The following is a 19502-nucleotide window of genomic DNA, read 5'->3' on the forward strand; positions in this document are numbered from 1 at the left end:
ATGGGCGAGTTCGCGTGACGCGCGATCACGCCAGCGCACCGCCCGCAGGGATGCGACGTCGAGGGACTCCCGCCTCATCGCCGACTCCCAGATCGTCATCGCATCCTCGAAATCGAAGCATCGCGCGACGTGGGCCAGAGCATCCTCGATGGATGCCACCAGAGCTCTGGGTCCGACATCGACCAGAGGTTCGGACCAGTGCAGCACCGCGTCACCGGCGTGGCGATGCGCGTTCGTCCCGACGTGCAGGTGGGCTCCGGCCGGCGCTTTCTCTGGAATCCACCATTCCCTTCGTCGGGCGAGCGATATGCACGTGAGTCTGGCGGATGCGGCGGCGGACGTGCGGAGATCCTGTGGTGCAGCCGCGGTGCTGATCCATTTCGCACGGATGCGCTCCACCTCACCGCCGCGGATCGCCGCTCTGATCAGGGACGGTGGATACCCGCGCTCGCGCGCATCCTCACGGTGCACGATGCCGCCTCGAGTCGTCACCCAGGTCTTCAGGTCCATTCCGACAGGATCGTGTCCCGAGGGTCGCTTCGATGATGGTCTGCGCGGTGTCTGTGCACAAGTAGGCGCCGCACGCAGATGTGCAGAGCCAGTGGGTGCCGGTGTGATCGACCTCGCGCCGACCGGAGTTTCGGACGGATGCAGGTTCTGCGGCCAGGGGTGTGGCATACGGCCGCAGAACCTGCGCGACGCCGCAGAACCTCCGCTGCGCTGACACTGGACCCTCAGCAGCTTCGAGGCAGACGACACCCGGGGCTGGGTAGCATCGAGGCATGGACCCGTTGATGCTCGTCGCCGAGTGGTGGTGGATCGCGCCCGTCGCGGCCGGCGGGGTCACCGCGGGGGCGATCGGCGTCCGCCGCCGTTCCCGCTCGAGCGGCCGCCGGCTCGCGGTCGACGCGGCGCGGCATGATCTGAAGGCCGCGCAGATCGCGATCGTCGAGAAGAAGGCCGCCGTCAAGGTCGCCAGAGCCGACGTGGCGCACGTGTCCGCCGAGCGTGCTGCACGCCGCGCGACGCCGGAGCAGGTCGCCAGCGCGAAGCGGATGCTGCGCGACAGCGAGCGCGACGTGAAAGCTGCAGCGGCCGACATCAAAGCCCGGCAGGCGCGGCTGCAGGCGGCGCGTGCGGCCATCCCCGCGGCATCCGCGCCCCGACCGCTCGACCGGCTGCGATCCGAGCACGACGCCATCGTGGTGCAGTGGATGCAGTACGAGACCGACCCGGCGCGCCAGATCGCCTACCCCGCCATGACCGACGTCAAACAGCCGGCGACGGCCGCGTATCTGCGGGCGGCCGGCCGCGCGACCGATCTGCGTCGCGAGGCGGGCGACCGGCCGACGCCTGCCGAGTTCGCGGCCTACCGCGACGGTGTGGCGCAGCTCGCGCGAGCGTTCGAGATCGCCGAGCACGCCGCTCGTGTCGCGGCAGGGGAGCGCCCCGCGACCCCCGGGTGGCAGGACGCGGCGCAGGATGCGATCAGCCGTTCCGCCGAGGCCATCGACCGTGCCGCCGAAGCCGCCGCGACGGCCTTCACCGCGTGGACGACGCGGGGGCGCAAACCCCCGCAACCCCCGCACCCGCCGCGCGACGACCGCTGATCCCGCTACGCCCCCACCGTCCTGGTGCGCACGAGTTCGCGGTACCAGAGTCCGGAGTCCTTGACCGTGCGTTCGAGCGAGTCGAAGTCGACCCGTACGATGCCGAACCGCTTGGCGTAGCCGTAGCCCCACTCGAAGTTGTCCAGCAGCGACCACACGAAGTAGCCGCGCAGATCGACCCCGCGCTCGAGCGCACGGTGCGCTGCCGTGAAGTGGCGCCGCAGGTAGTCGGTGCGCTCGGGGTCGGGCACGGAGCCGTCGTCGGCGACCACGTCATCGAATGCGGCACCATTCTCGGTGACCATGAGGGGCTGCGCGGGGAACTGCTCCGACAGCGATACCAGCAGCTCTTCCAGGCCCTCCGGTGCGATGTTCCAGCCCATCGCCGTGTACGGCCCCGGCTGCTCGACGAACTCCACGATCCGGTCGCTGCCCGGCCAGGCGGTGCCGCCGGTGGTGCCTTTGTGCCCGTCGTTCTGCTGCTGCTCCGAGACGCCGTCCCACAGCCGCACGGTCGCGGTGGAGTAGTAGTTCACGCCCAGCACGTCGATCGGCTGGTTGATCGTCGCGAGATCGCCGTCCGCCACGAAGCCCCAGTCGGTGACCTCCGCGGTGTCGGCGAGCAGGTCGGCCGGGTACTCGCCGCGCAGCATCGGGCCGGTGAACGCCCGATTCGCGAGGGCGTCGATGCGGCGGACGGCCTCGGCGGATCCCTCGCCCTGCCCTCGGAGCACGTGGAAGTTCAGGGTCACGGAGTAGTCGGGGTCGCCGGTCGATGTCGCGCGCAGCGCCTGCACCGCGCGTCCGTGCGCGAGGTTCAGATGGTGCACGGCGGAGAGCGCGGATGCCGGTTCGTGACGCCCCGGCGCGTGGCCGCCCTGGCCGTAGCCGAGGTAGGCGGAGCACCAGGGCTCGTTGAGCGTGGTCCAGGTGTGCACGCGGTCGCCCAGCGCGGTGCCCATGATCTCGGCGTAGCGCTCGAAGGCGTCGGTGGTGGCGCGAGACGTCCAGCCGCCGGCATCCTCGAGGTACTGGGGGAGGTCCCAGTGGTACAGCGTCGCGACCGGGCGGATGCCGCGTGCGAGCAGTCCGTCGACCAGGCGCGAGTAGAAGTCGATACCCGCCTGGTTCACGTCGCCTGCAGCAGTGGGGACGATACGCGGCCACGCGATCGAGAAACGGTACGCCTGCAGACCGAGGTCCGACATCAGGTCGAGGTCTTCCTCGACGCGGTGGTAGTGGTCGCACGCCACGTCGCCCGTGTCGCCGTTCCAGACCTTCCCCGGGGTTCTGCTGAAAGTGTCCCAGATCGACGGCGTGCGGCCGTCCTCGGACGCGGCACCTTCGATCTGGTAGGAGGCGGTAGCCGAGCCGAACGTGAAGCCCTCGGGGAACACGAGTCCGGATCCGCGGTAGTCGTCGCGCGGGGTGAGCGGCGTGGTCATTCGGTGATCTCCTCCAGGTCGACGGTGTAGGTCTCGGCGCGACCCGAGGGATCGGTCACGGTCACCGACGTGGTTCCCGTGCCGCCCGCGAAGACACGCAGCTGCAGTCCGTCATGGTAGTCGTACTCCGGGCCGTCCACACGGGCGCCCCAGGGCAGCACCGTCCCGGGGCGCACGTACAGCGGAAGGGAGTCGAAGCCATGCGTCTCCCGTCTCCACGTGCCACCGGTCACCCGCTCTCCCGTCAACAGCGACGTCCACTCCCCGGCGGGCAGGTAGAACTCCACCTCGCCGTCGGCAGAGAACACCGGAGCGACGAGCAGGCTCGATCCGAGCATGTACTGCCGATCCAGGTAACCGGCTGCGGGATCGTCGGGGAACTCGAGCGCCATCGGCCGCATCAGCGGGACGCCCGTGCGCGCGGCGTCGAGCCCGTGCTGGTACAGGTATGGCATCAGCCGCATCTTCAGGTGCGTGAAGCGGCGAGTGACCTCCACAGCCTCGTCGTCGAAGGCCCACGGCACGCGGTAGGAGCTCGAGCCGTGGAACCGGGAGTGCGAGCCGAGCAGCCCGAACGCCGTCCAGCGCTTGAAGACACCCGCATCCGGGGTGCCCTCGAAGCCGCCGATGTCGTGGCTCCAGAACGCGAAGCCGCTCAGGGCGAGCGAGAGTCCGCCGCGCAGGGTCTCCGCCATCGAGGTGTACGTCGATGTGGAGTCGCCGCCCCAGTGCACCGGCATGCTCTGTCCGCCTGCCGTCGCCGACCGGGCGAACAGCACGGCCTCACCCTCGCCGCGCGCATCCGTGAGCACATCGAACACCGCGCGGTTGTACAGGTCCGTGTAGCGGTTGTGCATCCGTTCGGGGTCAGCGCCGTCCGCCCAGACGACATCGGTGGGGATACGCTCGCCGAAGTCCGTCTTGAAGCAGTCCACGCCCTGAGCGACCAGGCGCCGCAGATGCCCCTGGTACCACGCGGTCGCGTCGGGGTTCGTGAAGTCGACCAGACCCATGCCGGCCTGCCACAGGTCCCACTGCCACACCGAGCCGTCGGCGCGCCGCACCAGGAAGCCCTGATCCGCGGCCTCCCGGAACAGCGGGGAGCGCTGTGCGATGTACGGGTTGATCCAGACGCAGACGCGCAGATCCTTCTCGTGCAGACGCGACAGCATCCCGTCGGGATCGGGGAAGACGCGCGGATCCCACTCGAAGTCGCACCAGTTGAACTCGCGCATCCAGAAGCAGTCGAAGTGGAACACCGACACCGGCAGTTCACGTGCCGCCATCTCGTCGATGAACGAGTTCACGGTCTGCTCGTCGTAGTCCGTGGTGAAGCTCGTCGACAGCCACAGCCCGTACGACCAGGCGGGTACGACGGGCGGCCGACCGGTGAGAGCGGTGTAGCGCCCGAGCACGTCCTTCGGTGTGGGGCCAGCGATCACGAAGTACTCGAGCTGTTCGCCCGACACCGAGAACTGCACGCGCTCGACGGCTTCGGAACCGATCTCGTAGGAGACGTGCCCCGGGTCGTTGACCAGCACGCCATATCCGCGGTTGGACAGATGGAACGGCACGTTCTTGTACGCCTGCTCCGATGATGTGCCGCCGTCGGCGTTCCACACCTCCACCGACTGGCCGTTCTTGACCAGGGGGCCGAAGCGCTCGCCGAGTCCGTAGATCAGCTCGCCGACGCCGAGGTCGAGCTGTTCGTGCACGAAGGTGGAGGCGGCGGGTGTTCCGCCACCCTGTCGGGCGTTGCTGACGATGCCGGGGTCGACCTGCGCGTCCGCGGTCAGCTGCACGAAGCCCTGTGCCTTGCTGCCGCTACCGGTGACCCGTCGCCCGTCGACCGCGAAGGAGAGATCCCAGGGAGCCCCGGGGGAGATCTTCGCCACGAGACTGCCGGCATCGAGCACTCCGCCGGTCTCCGTCGACGACGCCTTCGCGGTACCGGCGCCTGCGCCTGCGCCGGGAAGGGGGAACCCGCCATGCCAGCTCCCGCCGGTGTGGTGGGCGATGCGCACGCGGATCACGCCCTCGGCGGGGGAGGAGAGCGTGGTCGTCAGCACAGGCCGGTTGAGCACGTCTCCGCGTTTGGCGATCGCCAGGGTGGGGGCGGTGATGACGATGCCGGGGCCGTCGGGGGTGTCCGTGGTCTCGGCGATGTCATAGGCCTCCTGCGCGTACAGCGCCGTGACGCCGGGACGCAGCTGCCAGAACCCGTCGGTGAACTTCATTACTTGACTGCTCCTGCCGTGATGCCACGCGTCAGCGTGCGCTGGAAGATGAGGAAGAAGATGAGGGTGGGGATGATGCCCAGCAGTGCCGAGGCGCTCGTGGTCGTGACGTCCATGAGCCGGTCTCCCTGCAGCACGCTGATCGCGACCGGAACCGTCTGGTTCGCGTTCGAGGCGAGGAAGGTCAACGGGATCAGGAACTCGTTCCACGTCCAGATGAAGAAGAAGATGAGCAGCACCGAGAGGGTCGGACGGCTGATCGGGAAGACGACGCGCCACAGGATCTGCCAGCGGCTCGCGCCGTCGAGCGATGCCGCCTCGAGGATCTCCTTGGGGAAGGTGCCGTAGACCGAGGAGAGCAGGTAGGTGCCGAACGCGGCCTGGATCACCGTGAACACGATGATCACCGCCCACACGTTGTCGTAGAGCCCCACGGACTTGAACATGTAGTACAGCGGGTAGAGCAGCGCCTCCTGCGGAAGCAGGTTCGCGAGCAGGAAGAGCAGCACGATCCACGAACGGCCGCGGACACGTCCGATGCCGATCGCGAAGGCGTTGAGCATGGAGATGACGACGGCGAGCACGGCGACGATCCCGGAGATGAAGATCGAGTTCCACACCTTCTCGGGGAAGTTGACGCGCTCCCAGAACTTGATGATGCCGCCGAAGTCGAGCGTCTCGGGGAAGGCGAGCGGCCCGGAGGTCGCGTAGTCGACGGGCGACTTGAACGAGTTCACGAGAACGAGGTAGAACGGCGCGATCACCAGGAGGGCGCCGACGACCACGAGCGCCAGGAGCAGCCAGTCGATCGGCCGTTTCTTGGTCATGCCCCCGCGGGGACGGGTCTTGCCCGGCTTTCCGGTCACGATGGCGGTGGTGGCGTGCATCACAGGCCCGCCCTTTCCTTGCGTTCGAGGGAGTTCTGTACACGGATGAAGATGATCGACACGATGACCACGACGATCGTGAGCACGGTGGCGATCGTCGCGCCGTAGCCGACGTTCCGCTTCGTGAAGAACTCCTGGTAGGCGTAGTAGGCGGGCACCAGGGTGGCGCCTGCAGGTCCGCCGCGAGTGATGATGTAGACCGGGCCGAAGACCTTGAGCGCCGCGATCGTGCAGGTGAGGGTGACCACGAAGATCTCCGGGCGGATGATGCTCATGGTGATCGCCGTGAAGCGCTGCAGCCAGTTGGCGCCGTCGAGCTCGGCCGCCTCGTAGAGTTCGGGGTCGACGCGCTGGAGTGCCGCCATGAAGACCACGACCGGATAGCCCAGCTGCACCCACACCATGACCAGCATCAGCACGATCAGGGCGGACGGCATCTGTCCCAGCCAGTCGTAGGCGGGGATGCCGAACGCACCGAGGATCTGGTTGAGCGCGCCATCTCCGCCCGGGCGCACGATCCACCCGATCACGATGCCGGCGACGGCGATCGGCAGGATCTGCGGGAGGTAGTAGGTCGCCCGCAGGAAGGCGCCGACCTTGCCGCCGAACTTTCGCCCGACGACGTCGAACAGGAGAGCGGCGACGATGAGTCCGACGATCGTCGGCACGACCACCATCGCGAGGATCATCCACACGGAGTTCGTGAACGATGTCCAGAAGTCGCTGTCAGTGAGGATCTTCTGCCAGTTCTCGAGGCCGATGAACTCGGGGGCGCGCACGCCCTTCCACTTCGTGAAGGTCAGGTACACGTTCCAGATGAGCGGCACGATGACGATGACCAGCAGCAGGACGAAGCCGGGGAGCAGGTAGAGCCAGTAGCCGCCGGTACCACCGCTGCGCTGCGGGATGGACGGTTCTTCCGGGGGGAGCGCCGTGCGGCGCTCACGGGTGGCGAGAGACATGTTCAACTCCAGGAGGATGCGGGGGCGGCGCCGTCGTGGCCGCCGCCCCCGCGTATGGGATCAACGGAATTCCGCGGTGCCTTCGTCGTACTGTTCGCCGAGGTTGGCGTTGGTGGTCTTCACGTCCTGCACACCCGTGACCAGTCCCTGCAGCTCCTGCACGATCACGTCGTAGAAACCGGGGGCGGGCCAGTCCGGGTAGAACGAGAGGCCGTCGGCGTCGAGGACACCGTTGAACGTCGCGATGAGCTCTGCACTCTTCTCGTCCGTGATGTCTGCCGAGTCCGCGGCGACGGGGAGCCCGCCGTTGTTGCCGATGATCGCCTGGATCTCCGGACGCATCGTGATATCGATGAACTGGTAGGCGAGATCCTTGTTGGCAGCGTTCTCCGGAACGACCCAGAGGTTGCCGGAGGAGCCGAGCGAGAGGTCGGCGCCGGGGAACGCGGTCATGGTCCAGTCGAAGCCGGTCGCCTCTGCGACGAAGCGTCCGAACCACCAGGAGCCCGACACGAAGATCGGCGAGGTGCCGTTGATGAACGAGACACCGGCGTCCTCGGCCTTGACCGATGAGACGTCGGAGGCGATGTAGCCCTTGTCGACGTAGTCCTTCAGCGTCTCGGTCGCGGAGGTGACCTCGGGCCCCTGCCAGTCGACCGGGTTCTTGTAGAGCTGGTAGTCGTCGACGAAGCCGCGGTCTCCCTCGAGCAGGGCGAGCTGGTACCAGAGCTGGCCGAGCGGGTACTCCGCGCCGGCCTCGGCGAGCGGAGTGACACCCTGGGCCACGAAGGCGTCGAGCACATCGACGAACTCGTCGTAGGTGGTGGGGATCTCGAGCCCGGCTGCGGCGAAGGCGTCCTTGTTGTAGTACACGCCGACGAACTCGCCGTAGTTCGGGATGCCGAACCAGGTGTCGCCGCCCATGACGCCGTCTTCCGTGTACTTCGCGGTCGTCTGCAGCGACGGTGCGAGCTTGTCGTCCCAGCCGTACTCGTCCACGGCGTCCGAGATGTCGCTGATGAGTCCGGTGGAGGCCAGGAAACCAGCCGTGGCGTTGCCCTTGTTGAACTCCATCAGATCGGGAGCCGCGTCGGTGTCGAGCACCTGGCTGGCGGTCTTCTGGATCTGCTCGAAGGACTTCTCCTCGAACTCGACCGTGGCGCCGGTCTCCTCTTCGAAGATCTTGATCGCCTCTGCCCAGGCCTTGCCCATCGCGCTGTCCGCACCCTCGTAGTGCCAGAGCTTGAGGGTGTCGCCGCCGCCGCTGTCGCCGCCGCCCGCGGTGCAGCCGCTCAGGACCACTCCTGTCGCGGTGAGGGCGGCCAGCATGGCCAAGGTCTTCGTCCTGCGGATGTTCCGTGCCATCGTCGGCACTCCTTTCTCGGTGGCCACGTGGGCCGGACACTTCACTGGGTCGGGATGTTCAGTTGTGGTGATCACATTTGTCGAAGCGTTTCGACAATGGCGATAGGAGAGCGCGTGTGCGTCGGCGATCATTCCCGCGGAGGCGGGACGGAGCCGACGGAGCGGTAGGTGGGCGGGATGAGGTGGATGCGCGGGGGGAGCCGCGGATCCTCGAGTCTCTGTACGGCGATCTCGACGGCGAGCTCGCAGGAGTCCTGCGGGACGAGCGGAATGGTGTCGACGGGGATCGGGAGCAACGCGGTGTCGAACGAGGCGGCAGCCGAGACGATCGCGACATCCGTGCCGACCTGGAGCCCGCGTTCCTTCAGGGTCGCGAGGAGGACCTCGTGCACATCGTTCACTGCGTGCACGATGAACGCGCGGATGCCGTCATCGAGTGCCGACTCCGCGGACGCGCGGACGGCACCCGTGTCGGTGGCGAGGGCTCCGGTCGCGGTCCAGGTGAGATCGACGCCGCGGGATGCGCTGCGCTCCTGCACGCCGCGGAGCAGGCGGCGCGGGAAGTTCGACTTGCGGTACGAGACCTCGGTCTGTCCCAGTAGTTGGATGCGCTCGTATCCGGCGTCGGCGAGACGATCGACGGCCAGGTGTCCTGCGGCCTCGAAGTCGAGGTCGACGCAGGTGAGGTCGCGCTGATCGTCGGGGAGGCCGATGAAGATCGTCGGCGTGCGCACGGCGCGCGCGATGTCGACACGCTCATCGTCCGGTGCGACGTCCAGGACCAGGATCGCGTCGACGAGGTTGCTCGCCGCGACCCGATTCATCCCCTCGGATGTCTGCTCATCCGTGAGGAGCAGGATGTCGTAGCCGCGACGCCGCGCGGCCACGGCGGTGGCGAGCACGAAGGCCATGTGCGTCGGCGCATGGGTGTCGGCGCGCAGAGGTTCGGTGAGGGCGAAGATGTTGGTGCGCCGTCCGGCGAGCATCCGTGCTCCGGCGTCGGGCTGATAGCCGAGCGCAAGGGCGGCGTCCTCGATGCGGCGCCGGGTCTTCTCCGAGACAGGGCGTTTGCCGCTGAGCGCATAGGAGACGGTGCTGATCGATACGCCGGCGGCTGCTGCCACCTCGTGGATCGTCGTCATCGTGACTCCATCGTCGCTTCGTTGAATCGTCGAAGCGCTTCGCCTGCGCCTCTCCAGCGATGATAGACACCCTCAGCGGGTCAATGCAAGGATTTTGTGGTTCCTGGCAACAAATCGATCACCGTGAGCGTGGGAGCGCTCCCGCGGCACAGCGCAGAGAGGGCGACGGAGCCTCGATGGGGGAGGGGATTCGAGACCCCGCCGCCGGTCTAGGAGGCGACTCTGATCTGTGCGATGACCTCGGAGTACTCGGTCTCGCCGACCGGCGTGAAGCCGACGCGCAGGAAGAAGGCCTCAGGGCCGTCATCGCCCGCCTCGTAGATGACGTTGACGTGATCCATGCCGCGCCTGCGCGCCTCCTCGACGAGGCTCTCGACGGCGAAGCGTCCGACACCGCGGCCCTGGCCCTCGGCGTCGACGTTGATGCGCCACAGCACGGAGCGGAAGTGCTCCTCCGGTGCGTCGTCGTCGAAGTTCGCGCTGACGAAGCCGACGACCTGGTCGCCGTCGAGCACGACGCGCTGCCAAGAGGTCTGGGGGTTGATGACGGTGGCCGCGATCCCGTAGGACACCGGAGCGAGGAACTGCTCCTGTCCGGGCTTGAGCGACAGGTTGTTCACGGCGACGATCGTCGCAGCGGAGAGTTCGACCATGCGCAGTTCGGACATGACCCCAGGCTAACCCCTCCCGCGCGACCGCACACGCTTCGTGGCGAACATTCCTGTTCCGACTCGCCGTCAGCCCGCTCCAGGGCGCTCGGATCGGCGCTCGGAACACAGCGCGAGAGCCGCTCAGGTATCTTGGTATCGAGACAAATTGACCTCAAGAGCGGAGAACCTCCCGGTGACCGACGACGCCATCATCTACACCCACACAGACGAGGCGCCAGCCCTCGCCACCGCCTCCTTCCTGCCGATCGTCCAGGCCTTCAGCGGCCAGGCGGGCATCGAGTTCGAGACCCGTGACATCTCGCTGGCCGGCCGCATCCTCGCAGCCTTCCCGCAGAAGCTCGCGCCGGAGCAGCAGGTGGGCGACGCGCTCGCCGAGCTGGGCGGCCTCGCCACGCTCCCGGAGGCGAACATCATCAAGCTGCCGAACATCTCGGCATCCATCCCGCAGCTCAAGGGTGCGATCGCCGAGCTCCAGCAGCAGGGCTACGACATCCCGTCCTTCCCCGACGACCCCGCGTCGCTCGAGGAGAAGGACATCCGCGCCCGCTACGACCGCATCAAGGGCTCCGCAGTGAACCCGGTGCTCCGCGAGGGCAACAGCGACCGTCGGGCGCCGCTCGCCGTCAAGAACTACGCGAAGAAGCACCCGCACCGCAACAAGCCGTTCGCCGAGGGGTCGAAGACCCGCGTCGCGACGCTCGGCCACGACGACTTCAAGTCGAACGAGAAGTCGTGGGTCGCCGCCCATGACGACGTTCTCACCATCCGCCACACGGCCACCGACGGCACCGTGACGGTGCTCAAGGAGGGCCTCAAGGTCCTGCCGCGCGAGATCATCGACGCGACCTTCCTGTCTGCCTCCGCCCTCGACGCGTTCCTCGCCGAGACGTTGGAGCAGGCGAAGTCCGAGGACGTGCTGTACTCGGTGCACCTGAAGGCCACGATGATGAAGGTCAGCGACCCGATCATCTTCGGTCACGTGGTGCGGGCGTTCTTCGCCGACGTCTTCGCGCAGTACGGCGACCAGCTCGCCGCGGCCGGTCTCAAGCCGAACGACGGACTCGGGTCGATCCTGGCAGGCCTCGATGGCGTCGCAGCCGGTGCGGAGATCGCGGCGGCGTTCGACAAGGCGCTCGCCGAGGGCCCTCGTCTCTCGTACGTGAACTCCGACAAGGGCATCACGAACCTGCACGTGCCGAGCGACGTGATCGTGGACGCGTCCATGCCCGCGCTCATCCGCAACGGCGGCAAGCTCTGGGGCAAGGACGGCGGTGAGGACGACACGATCGCCGTCATCCCCGACTCCTCCTACGCCGGTGTCTACCAGGCGGTGCTGGACGATGTGATCGCGAACGGTCCGCTCGATCCCGCGACGATCGGCACGGTGCCCAACGTCGGCCTCATGGCCCAGGCAGCCGAGGAGTACGGCAGCCACGACAAGACGTTCGAGATCGCCTCGGCGGGTGTCGTGCAGGTGCTCGACAGCGACGGCAACGCGCTCATCGAGCACGAGGTCGGCGCCGGCGACATCTGGCGCGCGACGCAGACGAAGCACATCGCGGTCATGGACTGGGTCAAGCTCGCGGTCACGCGTGCCCGCGCCACGGGTGACCCCGCCGTGTTCTGGCTCGACGCGAACCGCTCGCACGACGCGCAGATCATCGCGAAGGTGCACCAGGGCCTGGCACTGCTCGACACGCACGGCCTGACCCTCACGATCCTCGCGCCCGAGGAGGCCACCCGCTACACGCTCGCGCGTATGCGTCACGGCCTCGACACCATCTCGGTCACCGGCAACGTGCTCCGCGATTACCTCACGGACCTGTTCCCGATCCTCGAGGTCGGCACGAGCGCCAAGATGCTCTCGATCGTCCCGCTGCTCGCCGGTGGCGGACTGTTCGAGACCGGCGCAGGCGGATCCGCTCCGAAGCACGTGCAGCAGCTGGTCGAGGAGAACTACCTGCGCTGGGACTCGCTGGGCGAGTTCTTCGCGCTGGCGGCCTCCCTCGAGCACTTCGCAGATCGCACGGGCAACGAGAAGGCGCGGGTCCTCGCGCAGACACTCGATGCGGCGACGGGTACCTTCCTCGAGCACGACCGTTCGCCCGGCCGTGCCCTCGGCACGATCGACAATCGCGGCAGCCACTTCTACCTGGGCCTGTACTGGGCGCAGGAGCTGGCGGCCCAGTCGAAGGATGCCGATCTGGCAGCCGCCTTCGCTCCGATCGCCGCCACGCTCGCGGAGAACGAGGAGACGATCGTCTCCGAGCTCAACGCGGTGCAGGGCAAGCCGGTCGAGATTGGCGGCTACTACCGTCCGGATGACGCGCTGGTCGAGGCTGTCATGCGTCCGTCCACGACCCTGAACGGGATCGTCGACGCGCTGCGCTGACCTGAACGCACGAGAAGGGGGCGGATGCTGCGGCATCCGCCCCCTCCTTCGTGTCCGCGACCGTCTGGACGCGACGGAAGGTAGGCGATGGCGCGGACGTAGGACGGTACCGCCCGAATCCGCCTACGCTCGCGACTTCGCCTACGCTCAGTGCGCCGACCGTCGTGCGCAGACGGCCTGACGGCCCCGGCCCGGCGTCAGTTGTAGACGGAGACCTCGACACCGACCGGCGACCAGTCGTAGACGAACTTCGCGAGGTCGATCGGGAGGTTCACGCAGCCGTGGCTCATCCGCTGACCGTAGTTGTTGTGCCAGTAGGTCCCGTGGAAGCCGATGTTGGTGGTGAACCAGGTGATCCACGGGACGTTTTCGGTGCAGTAGGGCGCGCCTTCGTAGCAGCCCATGTCCTGCATCGCGGTGTGTGCGAACACCTTGAAGTTGCCGGTCGGGGTCGGTGTGCCAGGAAGCCCGGTGGACACTGCCCAGGACCGCACGACCTCGTTGTTCTCGAACAGGAAGGCGCGCTGTGAGCTGAGGTTGATCTCGATGCGACGGAACAGACTCACGGTTTCGAACGGGGTCTCGGTGACGGAGAGGGCGAAGACGCCGTCACCGGCTTCGAGCTGCTGTGCGAACTCGTCGGCGACGCCGGAGGTGTCGCCGAGTGCGCGTCCGTTCGCCCCCGTCTGCTCCTCGCGGAGCACGGTACCGGCGGAGTCGACGATGTTCGTCGCGTTCACCGGCGCGCGGTCGACCGCTGCGGCGAGAGTGTCGACGGTCGTCTGGATCGCCTGCGGGTCGGCCGTGATGCGTAGAGCGCCGTCGTCGTCGACCACTGTCAACCACGTGGCTGCGACGGCCGGTGCGACCGGAACGGTCCGCTCCTCGCCGACGTAGAAGCCGATCGTGCCGAGCATGGTGTTGAGCGATGCCGCGGTGGCCGCCGCATCGTCATCCGAGACGGCGGGGAGCGCGGTGGCTGGACCTCCGGGGTACTCGAGTGAAGTGCCGCCGGCAGCGACTGCTGTCGTGATCGCCGCGGTGAGGTCGGCGACGTCGATCCCCGTGCCCTCCGCTGCGGGCGTCGTGAGGTAGGTACCGGTCGCGGTGTCGAACACCACTCCGGCGTCGATGGCATCGTCGAAGCTCGACGGCACCGCTGCACGCAGCGCGCTGGTGGCCGTCTCTGGGTCGAGGGTGATGTCGGCGGGGATGGGGTCGCCCATCCATGCGCCGAGGTTCCAGAGCGGGTGCTCGGCGAACGCCTGGTCAGCGAGATCGGTGGCCGCGATGCTGATGCCCAGGTCGGAGCCGCTGACCACCGCGCCGTCCCCGGGGCCGGTCAGGGTGACCTCGGTCTGCGCGAGGTGCGAGGAGATCGCCTCTGCGGCAGCGCCGGGTGTCATGAACCCGACGGGGATGCCGGCGACCGTGGTGCCCGGTGCGATCAGGATCATCGATGCGGCGCCGGCTCCGAGAGCGACGACGCCCAATCCGAGACCGATCCACAGACCCAGGCGGCGCTTCTTGGGGCGCGGCTCGATCGGCGCCCACTCCACGGGCGTCTCGCCCGTGATCGGCGGCACCGTGTCTGTGGGCGCGTCAGTGGGCGCCAGGACGGACGTCGGCGTCTTGTCATCGCCGAGCCCGTCGGTTGCAGCGCCCGGCGCTGAGATCAGATCGGTCACGCACACACCCCCCGGTAATCACACGTTTCCTGTTTGACAATGGTACGGGATGCGAGGTAACGGGGAGGCAACGGTCGTTCGAGCGACTGTCGCTCCCTCGAGAGCATGTCGCCGGCGGCTCAGTCGACGACGGCGAGACCGTCGATCTCCACCAGCATCTCCTCGCGCGGGAGACCGGTGAAGACGGTCGTGCGTGAGGGCAGCACGCCGTTCGTGGTGTGCGCGGTGACGAAGGCGCCGTAGGCCTCGTTCATGATCGGGAAGTCCTCGCGCTTGGTGAGGTACACGCGTAGCATCACCACGTCGTCGAAGGTCGCGCCGGATGCCTCGACGATCGCCTTCACGTTCTCGAGCGTGCGGGTGGTCTGAGCGGCGACATCGCCGGGGAACAGGTACTCGTTGGTCACCGGGTCGACGGGGCCCTGGCCGGAGACCTGCACGATGGGTCCCTTGCGGATACCCTGCGAGAAGGTGTGGGCGGGGGCGGGGGCGGCGTCGGTCGAAACGCGGGTCTTCGCAGTCATGAGGTCAGCCTAGTAGCCTTGTTAGATGCCTCTACAAATTCCGGATCCCGTACTCGGTACCTGGGCGAAGGGATTCCCGGCGCGCGCCGCCGGCCTGCGCCTGTCGGAGGTCGCGGAGGCGGATCTGCGGCTCTCCGACCTGGTCACACCGGTGCTCACGGTGCACGAGGCAGCCCTCGCGCACAACGAGTCGACCGCGTTCGCATGGGCTGCGGCGCAGGGAGTGCTCCTCGCCCCGCATGGGAAGACCACCATGGCGCCCGCGCTGTGGCAGCGGCTTCTCGACGCCGGTGCCTGGGGCATCTCGGTGGCGACGCCCTGGCAGGCCGAGGTCGCCATCGACGCCGGCGTTCCCACGGTGCTGATCGCCAACGCCGTGACCGATCGGGCGGCGGCCCGGAGGTTCGGCGAGCGGCTCGCTGCGGATCCCGCGCTGCGGGTCCTGTGCTGGGCGGACTCCGTCACGACGATCGAGATCCTCGCCGACGCCACCGCCGAAGCCCCTCGCCCGCTCGACGTGCTGGTCGAGCTCGGCGGCGCCGCCGGCCGCACCGGGGCCAGGACCGTCGCGGAGGGGGAGAGGATCGCCGCGGCCATCGCGGCAGCGCCGGGGCTCCGCCTCGCCGGAGTCGCCGGATATGAAGGGCCGTTCGGTCCCGATCGCGGCGCAGACTCGGTCGCCGCGGTCGACGCGTACCTGCAGACCCTCGTGGAACTGCACGGACGACTCGAGTACCCGTCCGGCATGCGTCCGGTGCTCAGCGCCGGCGGCAGCTCCTTCCCGGACCGCGCGGCTGCCGTGCTCGCCCCTCAGCGTGACACCGCAGACGTGGTGCTGCGGTCCGGAGCGTTCCAGATCCACGACGACGGCTTCTACGCGCGCATGTCGCCGTTCGGGCCTCTCACCGGCACCGCACCGCTGCGTTCCGCCATGCACGCCTGGTCCCGAGTGCTCTCGCAGCCCGAGGACGGGCTCGCCCTCCTCGACGCCGGGCGCCGCGACGTGCCGTTCGACCTCGACCTCCCCGTGCCGCAGTCGGTGACGGGGGAGATCACGGCGCTGAACGATCAGCACGCCTTCCTGCGCTTCGCCGACGGCGAGACCGCTCGTGTCGGGGAGGTGGTCCGGCTCGGGCTCTCGCACCCCTGCACGGCGTTCGACAAGTGGCGGGTCGTCGCGGTGATCGATGATCCCGACGCCGATGACCCTCGGGTGATCGGGGCGGTGGCGACGTGCTTCTGAGCGCCGAGAAGACGGCAGCCGGGCAGGTCAGGGTGTACCGCTCCGCGACGGTCGTCGACGGCAGCGGCGCCCCGCGCTACGTCGCCGATGTCGCAGTGGAGGGGCAGCGTATCGTCGCCGTCCTCCCTGCTGACGCCCCAGCCGACGAGAAGCTGGTGCTCGAGCTGCCGGATGGCGCGGTCGACGTCGACGCACACGGGCTGGTGCTCGCTCCCGGATTCATCGACATGCACGCGCACAGCGATCTCGCCGTGCTGGACGGGAGCGCGCACGACGCCAAGATCCGCCAGGGTGTCACGACCGAGGTCCTCGGACAGGACGGGCTGGGGTACGCACCGCTCGACGATGCCGCCGCCGCGGTCATCCCCGCGCAGATCGCCGGGTGGAACGGTCTTCCCGCCACCGCGCCGTGGCGTGGGATGAGTGAGCTGCTGCACGACATCGATACGGCCTCCGTCGGCAACGCCGCCGTTCTGGTGCCGCAGGGGAATCTGCGCATGATGGTCGTCGGACACGAGAACCGGCCGGCGACACCGGCGGAGATCGACGCGATGTCGGGGCTGCTGGGCGCGGCTCTCGACGCCGGGGCGTTCGGGATGTCGAGTGGTCTCACCTACACCCCGGGGATGTACGCCGACACCGCGGAGCTGGAAGCGCTCTGCCGCGTCGTCGCCGAGCGTGGCGGGTACTGGGCGCCGCACACCCGCAGTTACGGCGGCAGTGCCCTGGACGCGTACCGGGAGGTGCTCGACATCGGTCGACGCACCGGATGCGCCATCCATCTGACCCACGCGACGATGAACTTCGCTCCGAACCGTGGTCGGGCGCACGAGCTGCTCGCGCTGATAGACCAGGCCATCGTCGACGGTGTCGACGTCACCCTCGACACATACCCGTACCTCCCCGGCGCCACGACGCTGGCGGCACTCCTGCCGAGCAGGCTCGCGGAGGGCGGGGACCTGGTCCGTACCGTGGCCGCACTCGATGCCGCCGAGCGTGAGCGCGTGCGCGTCGAGCTCGAGGAGATCGGGTGTGACGGATTCCACGGCGAACGAGCGGATTGGACCCGGATCCAGATCTCCGGCACCGTCAACCCCGATCTCGCCGATCTCGTCGGCCGGACCGTGGCAGAGATCGCCGTGGGCTCTGGTCGTCGCGCCGTGGACGTGGTGCTCGACACCGTCGTCGCGGATGCAGGGGCGACCGGCATCCTGATGCACATCGGAGACGAGGAGAACGTCCGCGCGATCATGCGGCACCCGCGCCATACCGCGGGCAGCGACGGCATCCTGATCGGTACCCGTCCGCATCCCCGCGGGCGCGGAACGTTCCCGCGCTATCTCGGTCACTACGTGCGCGAGCTCGGCGTCCTCACGCTCGAAGAGGCTGTCCTGCACCTCTCCGGCACCCCGGCGATCCGTCTCGGGCTGGATCGATCCGACATGCCGCGCGGCGTGATCCGCGTGGGCGCGGCGGCGGATCTGGTGCTGTTCGACCCCCAGACGATCGCCGCGGGGGCGACCTTCGATCAGCCGCTCGATCCTCCCACCGGGATCGTCGAGGTGCTGATCGCCGGGGTGCCGGTGCTCACGGCGGGCGAGGTCACGGGTGCGACGCCCGGTCGAGCGCTGCGCATGCCGCCGCCGGCTCACCGGGCGACGGTGCCGCTGCTGGAATCCCGGATCGACCCTGCGGCACCGGGGTTCACCTGGCGAGCGGACACCCGCATCGTCGCGCCGCCCGAGCTCGCTGCATCCGTCGCCCGCCTCGGAGACGGGGACGGCTCAGCGGATGCCGCTCCCGCGATCCACCTGCTGCTCGATGCCGAGGTCGGTGTCGCTCCCGCCGCTGCGGGACGCATCGGTGCGGAGGCGTTCCGGATCGCCGTCACCGCCGACCGCATCGAGATCAGGGGAGCGACGACCGCCGGCGTCTTCCGTGGCGTGACGGCTCTGCGACAGCTCCGTGGCGCCGGAGCCGACGTCGCCGTGATCCCTGCCGGAGAGTGGGAGGGATCGCCGGCCTACGGCTGGCGCGGCGTGATGCTCGACGTCGCGCGGCACTTCCGCCCGGTGGAAGACGTCCGCAGGCTCATCGATCTGCTCGCGGACCATCAGCTGAACATCCTGCACCTGCATCTGTCCGATGACCAGGGGTGGCGCTTCGAGGTGCCAGGGTATCCGCGACTGACCGAGGTGGGCTCCCGCCGTGCCGCGACCCAACGGGGGCACGGCCCGCTCTCGACCGTCGAGCCGGGCGTCCACGAGGGGCACTACACGACAGAGGAGCTGCGGGCCCTGGTGGCGTACGCCGCCGACAGGTTCGTCACGCTCGTGCCGGAGGTGGAGCTCCCCGGGCACATCCAGGCGGCGCTCGCCGCCTATCCCGAGCTCGGCAATCTCGATGCCGGCGAGCCGGCATCCGGGCCCTGGGAGCGATTCGGCGTGAACCCGCGCACCCTCGCTCCCACAGAAGCCTCGCTGGCCTTCGGGCGTGCCGCGATCGACGCGCTGTGCGACGTCTTCGACTCCGAATGGATCGGGATCGGCGGCGACGAGGTGCCGGTCACGGAATGGGCGGCCAGCGCCGATGCGCGCGAGCGGATGCAGGAGCTCGGTCTGGCGACCGCGCACGATGTGCAGCCGTGGTTCACCGCTCATTTCGTCGCACACGTGCGCAGCCGTGGCCGTACCGCACTCGCCTGGGACGAGGTGCTCGAGGGCGACGTCCCCGAGGGCGTGAGCATCCTCGCCTGGCGCGGACCCGTCGCGATGCGCGAGGCGCTGCGGCGGGGGATCCCGGTGATCGCCTGTCCCGACCTCGAGGTGTACCTCGACTACCCCCAATCCGATTCCGCAGAGGAGCCGATCCGGGTCGGTCCTCCGCTCCCCATCGAGCGCGTGTACACGCTCCGGGTCGAGGAGGGCGCGGCGGGCGGTCAGGCGAACGTCTGGAGTGAGCATCTGCCGACCCGCGATCGTGTCGACTTCGCGATGTTCCCCCGGCTGGCCGCGGTCGCCGAACGGCTGTGGGACGGGGGCGCGCCGGGGGAGTACTCCGACTTCGCACGGCGACTTCCGACCCATCTGCTCCGCCTCAGCGCGGCGGGTGTGCGGTATCGTCCACTCGACGGCCCAACGCCTGATCAACGTCGTCCTGGAGTACCCGGCAAGCCGCTGACGATCCAGGCGCGCGAGGATATCGTCGCCGGGCTGGTCGAACGTCTCGTGGAGAGGGCGAAAGCAGCAGGCGATGAGGCGTCCGCGCCAATGTAACGTTTCGGTAACCCTCGCAGCGCGCCGCGAGGCTAGGGTTGCGTAATTTTTGTTCGTAAGG

Annotated in this window: 13 protein-coding genes; 4 read left to right on the forward strand and 9 right to left on the reverse strand. The window is 68.6% G+C overall.

Features of this window, described 5'->3' with window-relative positions; genetic code table 11:
- Positions 1-782 precede the first annotated feature (782 nt).
- Positions 783-1610 (forward strand): hypothetical protein, encoded by an 828-nt coding sequence (locus MRBLWO12_RS01875; protein ID WP_363552139.1) that lies wholly within the window; start codon positions 783-785, stop codon positions 1608-1610.
- A 5-nt stretch (positions 1611-1615) separates the two neighbouring features.
- On the opposite strand, the gene MRBLWO12_RS01880 is transcribed toward MRBLWO12_RS01875, so the two are convergent.
- The 7 genes from MRBLWO12_RS01880 to MRBLWO12_RS01910 all read right to left on the reverse strand — a co-directional run bounded on the left by MRBLWO12_RS01880 (position 1616) and on the right by MRBLWO12_RS01910 (position 10316).
- Positions 1616-3055 (reverse strand): GH1 family beta-glucosidase, encoded by a 1440-nt coding sequence (locus tag MRBLWO12_RS01880; RefSeq protein WP_363552141.1) that lies wholly within the window; start codon positions 3053-3055, stop codon positions 1616-1618.
- Positions 3052-5292: an alpha-xylosidase gene (gene yicI / locus MRBLWO12_RS01885; RefSeq protein ID WP_363552143.1), complete on the reverse strand. Its 2241-nt coding sequence runs from the start codon at positions 5290-5292 to the stop codon at positions 3052-3054. Before yicI ends, MRBLWO12_RS01880 begins: the two co-directional genes overlap by 4 nt.
- On the reverse strand, positions 5292-6179 hold the full coding sequence (locus tag MRBLWO12_RS01890) for a carbohydrate ABC transporter permease (RefSeq protein ID WP_363558489.1): 888 nt from the start codon (positions 6177-6179) through the stop codon (positions 5292-5294). Before MRBLWO12_RS01890 ends, yicI begins: the two co-directional genes overlap by 1 nt.
- Positions 6179-7141, reverse strand: a complete 963-nt coding sequence (locus MRBLWO12_RS01895; protein WP_363552145.1) for a carbohydrate ABC transporter permease — start codon at positions 7139-7141, stop codon at positions 6179-6181. Before MRBLWO12_RS01895 ends, MRBLWO12_RS01890 begins: the two co-directional genes overlap by 1 nt.
- 60 nt (positions 7142-7201) lie before the next feature.
- Positions 7202-8506 (reverse strand): ABC transporter substrate-binding protein, encoded by a 1305-nt coding sequence (locus MRBLWO12_RS01900; protein ID WP_363552147.1) that lies wholly within the window; start codon positions 8504-8506, stop codon positions 7202-7204.
- A 128-nt stretch (positions 8507-8634) separates the two neighbouring features.
- Complete coding sequence (locus MRBLWO12_RS01905) at positions 8635-9648, reverse strand: LacI family DNA-binding transcriptional regulator (protein ID WP_363552149.1); 1014 nt, start codon at positions 9646-9648, stop codon at positions 8635-8637.
- 209 nt (positions 9649-9857) lie between these two features.
- Entirely contained in the window at positions 9858-10316 is a 459-nt protein-coding gene (locus MRBLWO12_RS01910; protein WP_363552151.1) for a GNAT family N-acetyltransferase, read from the reverse strand.
- A 175-nt stretch (positions 10317-10491) separates the two neighbouring features.
- Between MRBLWO12_RS01910 and MRBLWO12_RS01915 the strand changes: the two genes are divergently transcribed.
- Positions 10492-12711 carry an NADP-dependent isocitrate dehydrogenase gene (locus MRBLWO12_RS01915; protein ID WP_363552153.1) on the forward strand — a complete coding sequence of 740 codons (2220 nt, stop codon included), beginning with the start codon at positions 10492-10494 and terminating at the stop codon, positions 12709-12711.
- Between the two features lie 197 nt (positions 12712-12908).
- Here the strand turns inward: MRBLWO12_RS01915 and MRBLWO12_RS01920 are convergent, their stop codons facing one another.
- Positions 12909-14399: a L,D-transpeptidase family protein gene (locus MRBLWO12_RS01920; RefSeq protein ID WP_363552155.1), complete on the reverse strand. Its 1491-nt coding sequence runs from the start codon at positions 14397-14399 to the stop codon at positions 12909-12911.
- Positions 14400-14518: 119 nt separating this feature from the next.
- Positions 14519-14923 (reverse strand): RidA family protein, encoded by a 405-nt coding sequence (locus tag MRBLWO12_RS01925; RefSeq protein WP_363552157.1) that lies wholly within the window; start codon positions 14921-14923, stop codon positions 14519-14521.
- A gap of 25 nt (positions 14924-14948) precedes the next feature.
- Here MRBLWO12_RS01925 and MRBLWO12_RS01930 point away from each other — a divergent pair, with 25 nt between their 5' ends.
- Positions 14949-16166 (forward strand): alanine racemase, encoded by a 1218-nt coding sequence (locus MRBLWO12_RS01930; protein ID WP_363552159.1) that lies wholly within the window; start codon positions 14949-14951, stop codon positions 16164-16166.
- Positions 16157-19441: a family 20 glycosylhydrolase gene (locus MRBLWO12_RS01935; protein WP_363552161.1), complete on the forward strand. Its 3285-nt coding sequence runs from the start codon at positions 16157-16159 to the stop codon at positions 19439-19441. The genes MRBLWO12_RS01930 and MRBLWO12_RS01935 overlap by 10 nt, the downstream gene beginning before the upstream one ends.
- The last annotated feature ends 61 nt before the right edge of the window (positions 19442-19502 follow it).

Origin of the sequence: Microbacterium sp. LWO12-1.2 (genome assembly GCF_040675875.1) — a bacterium.
In the GTDB taxonomy this organism is placed as follows: Bacteria; Actinomycetota; Actinomycetes; order Actinomycetales; family Microbacteriaceae; genus Microbacterium.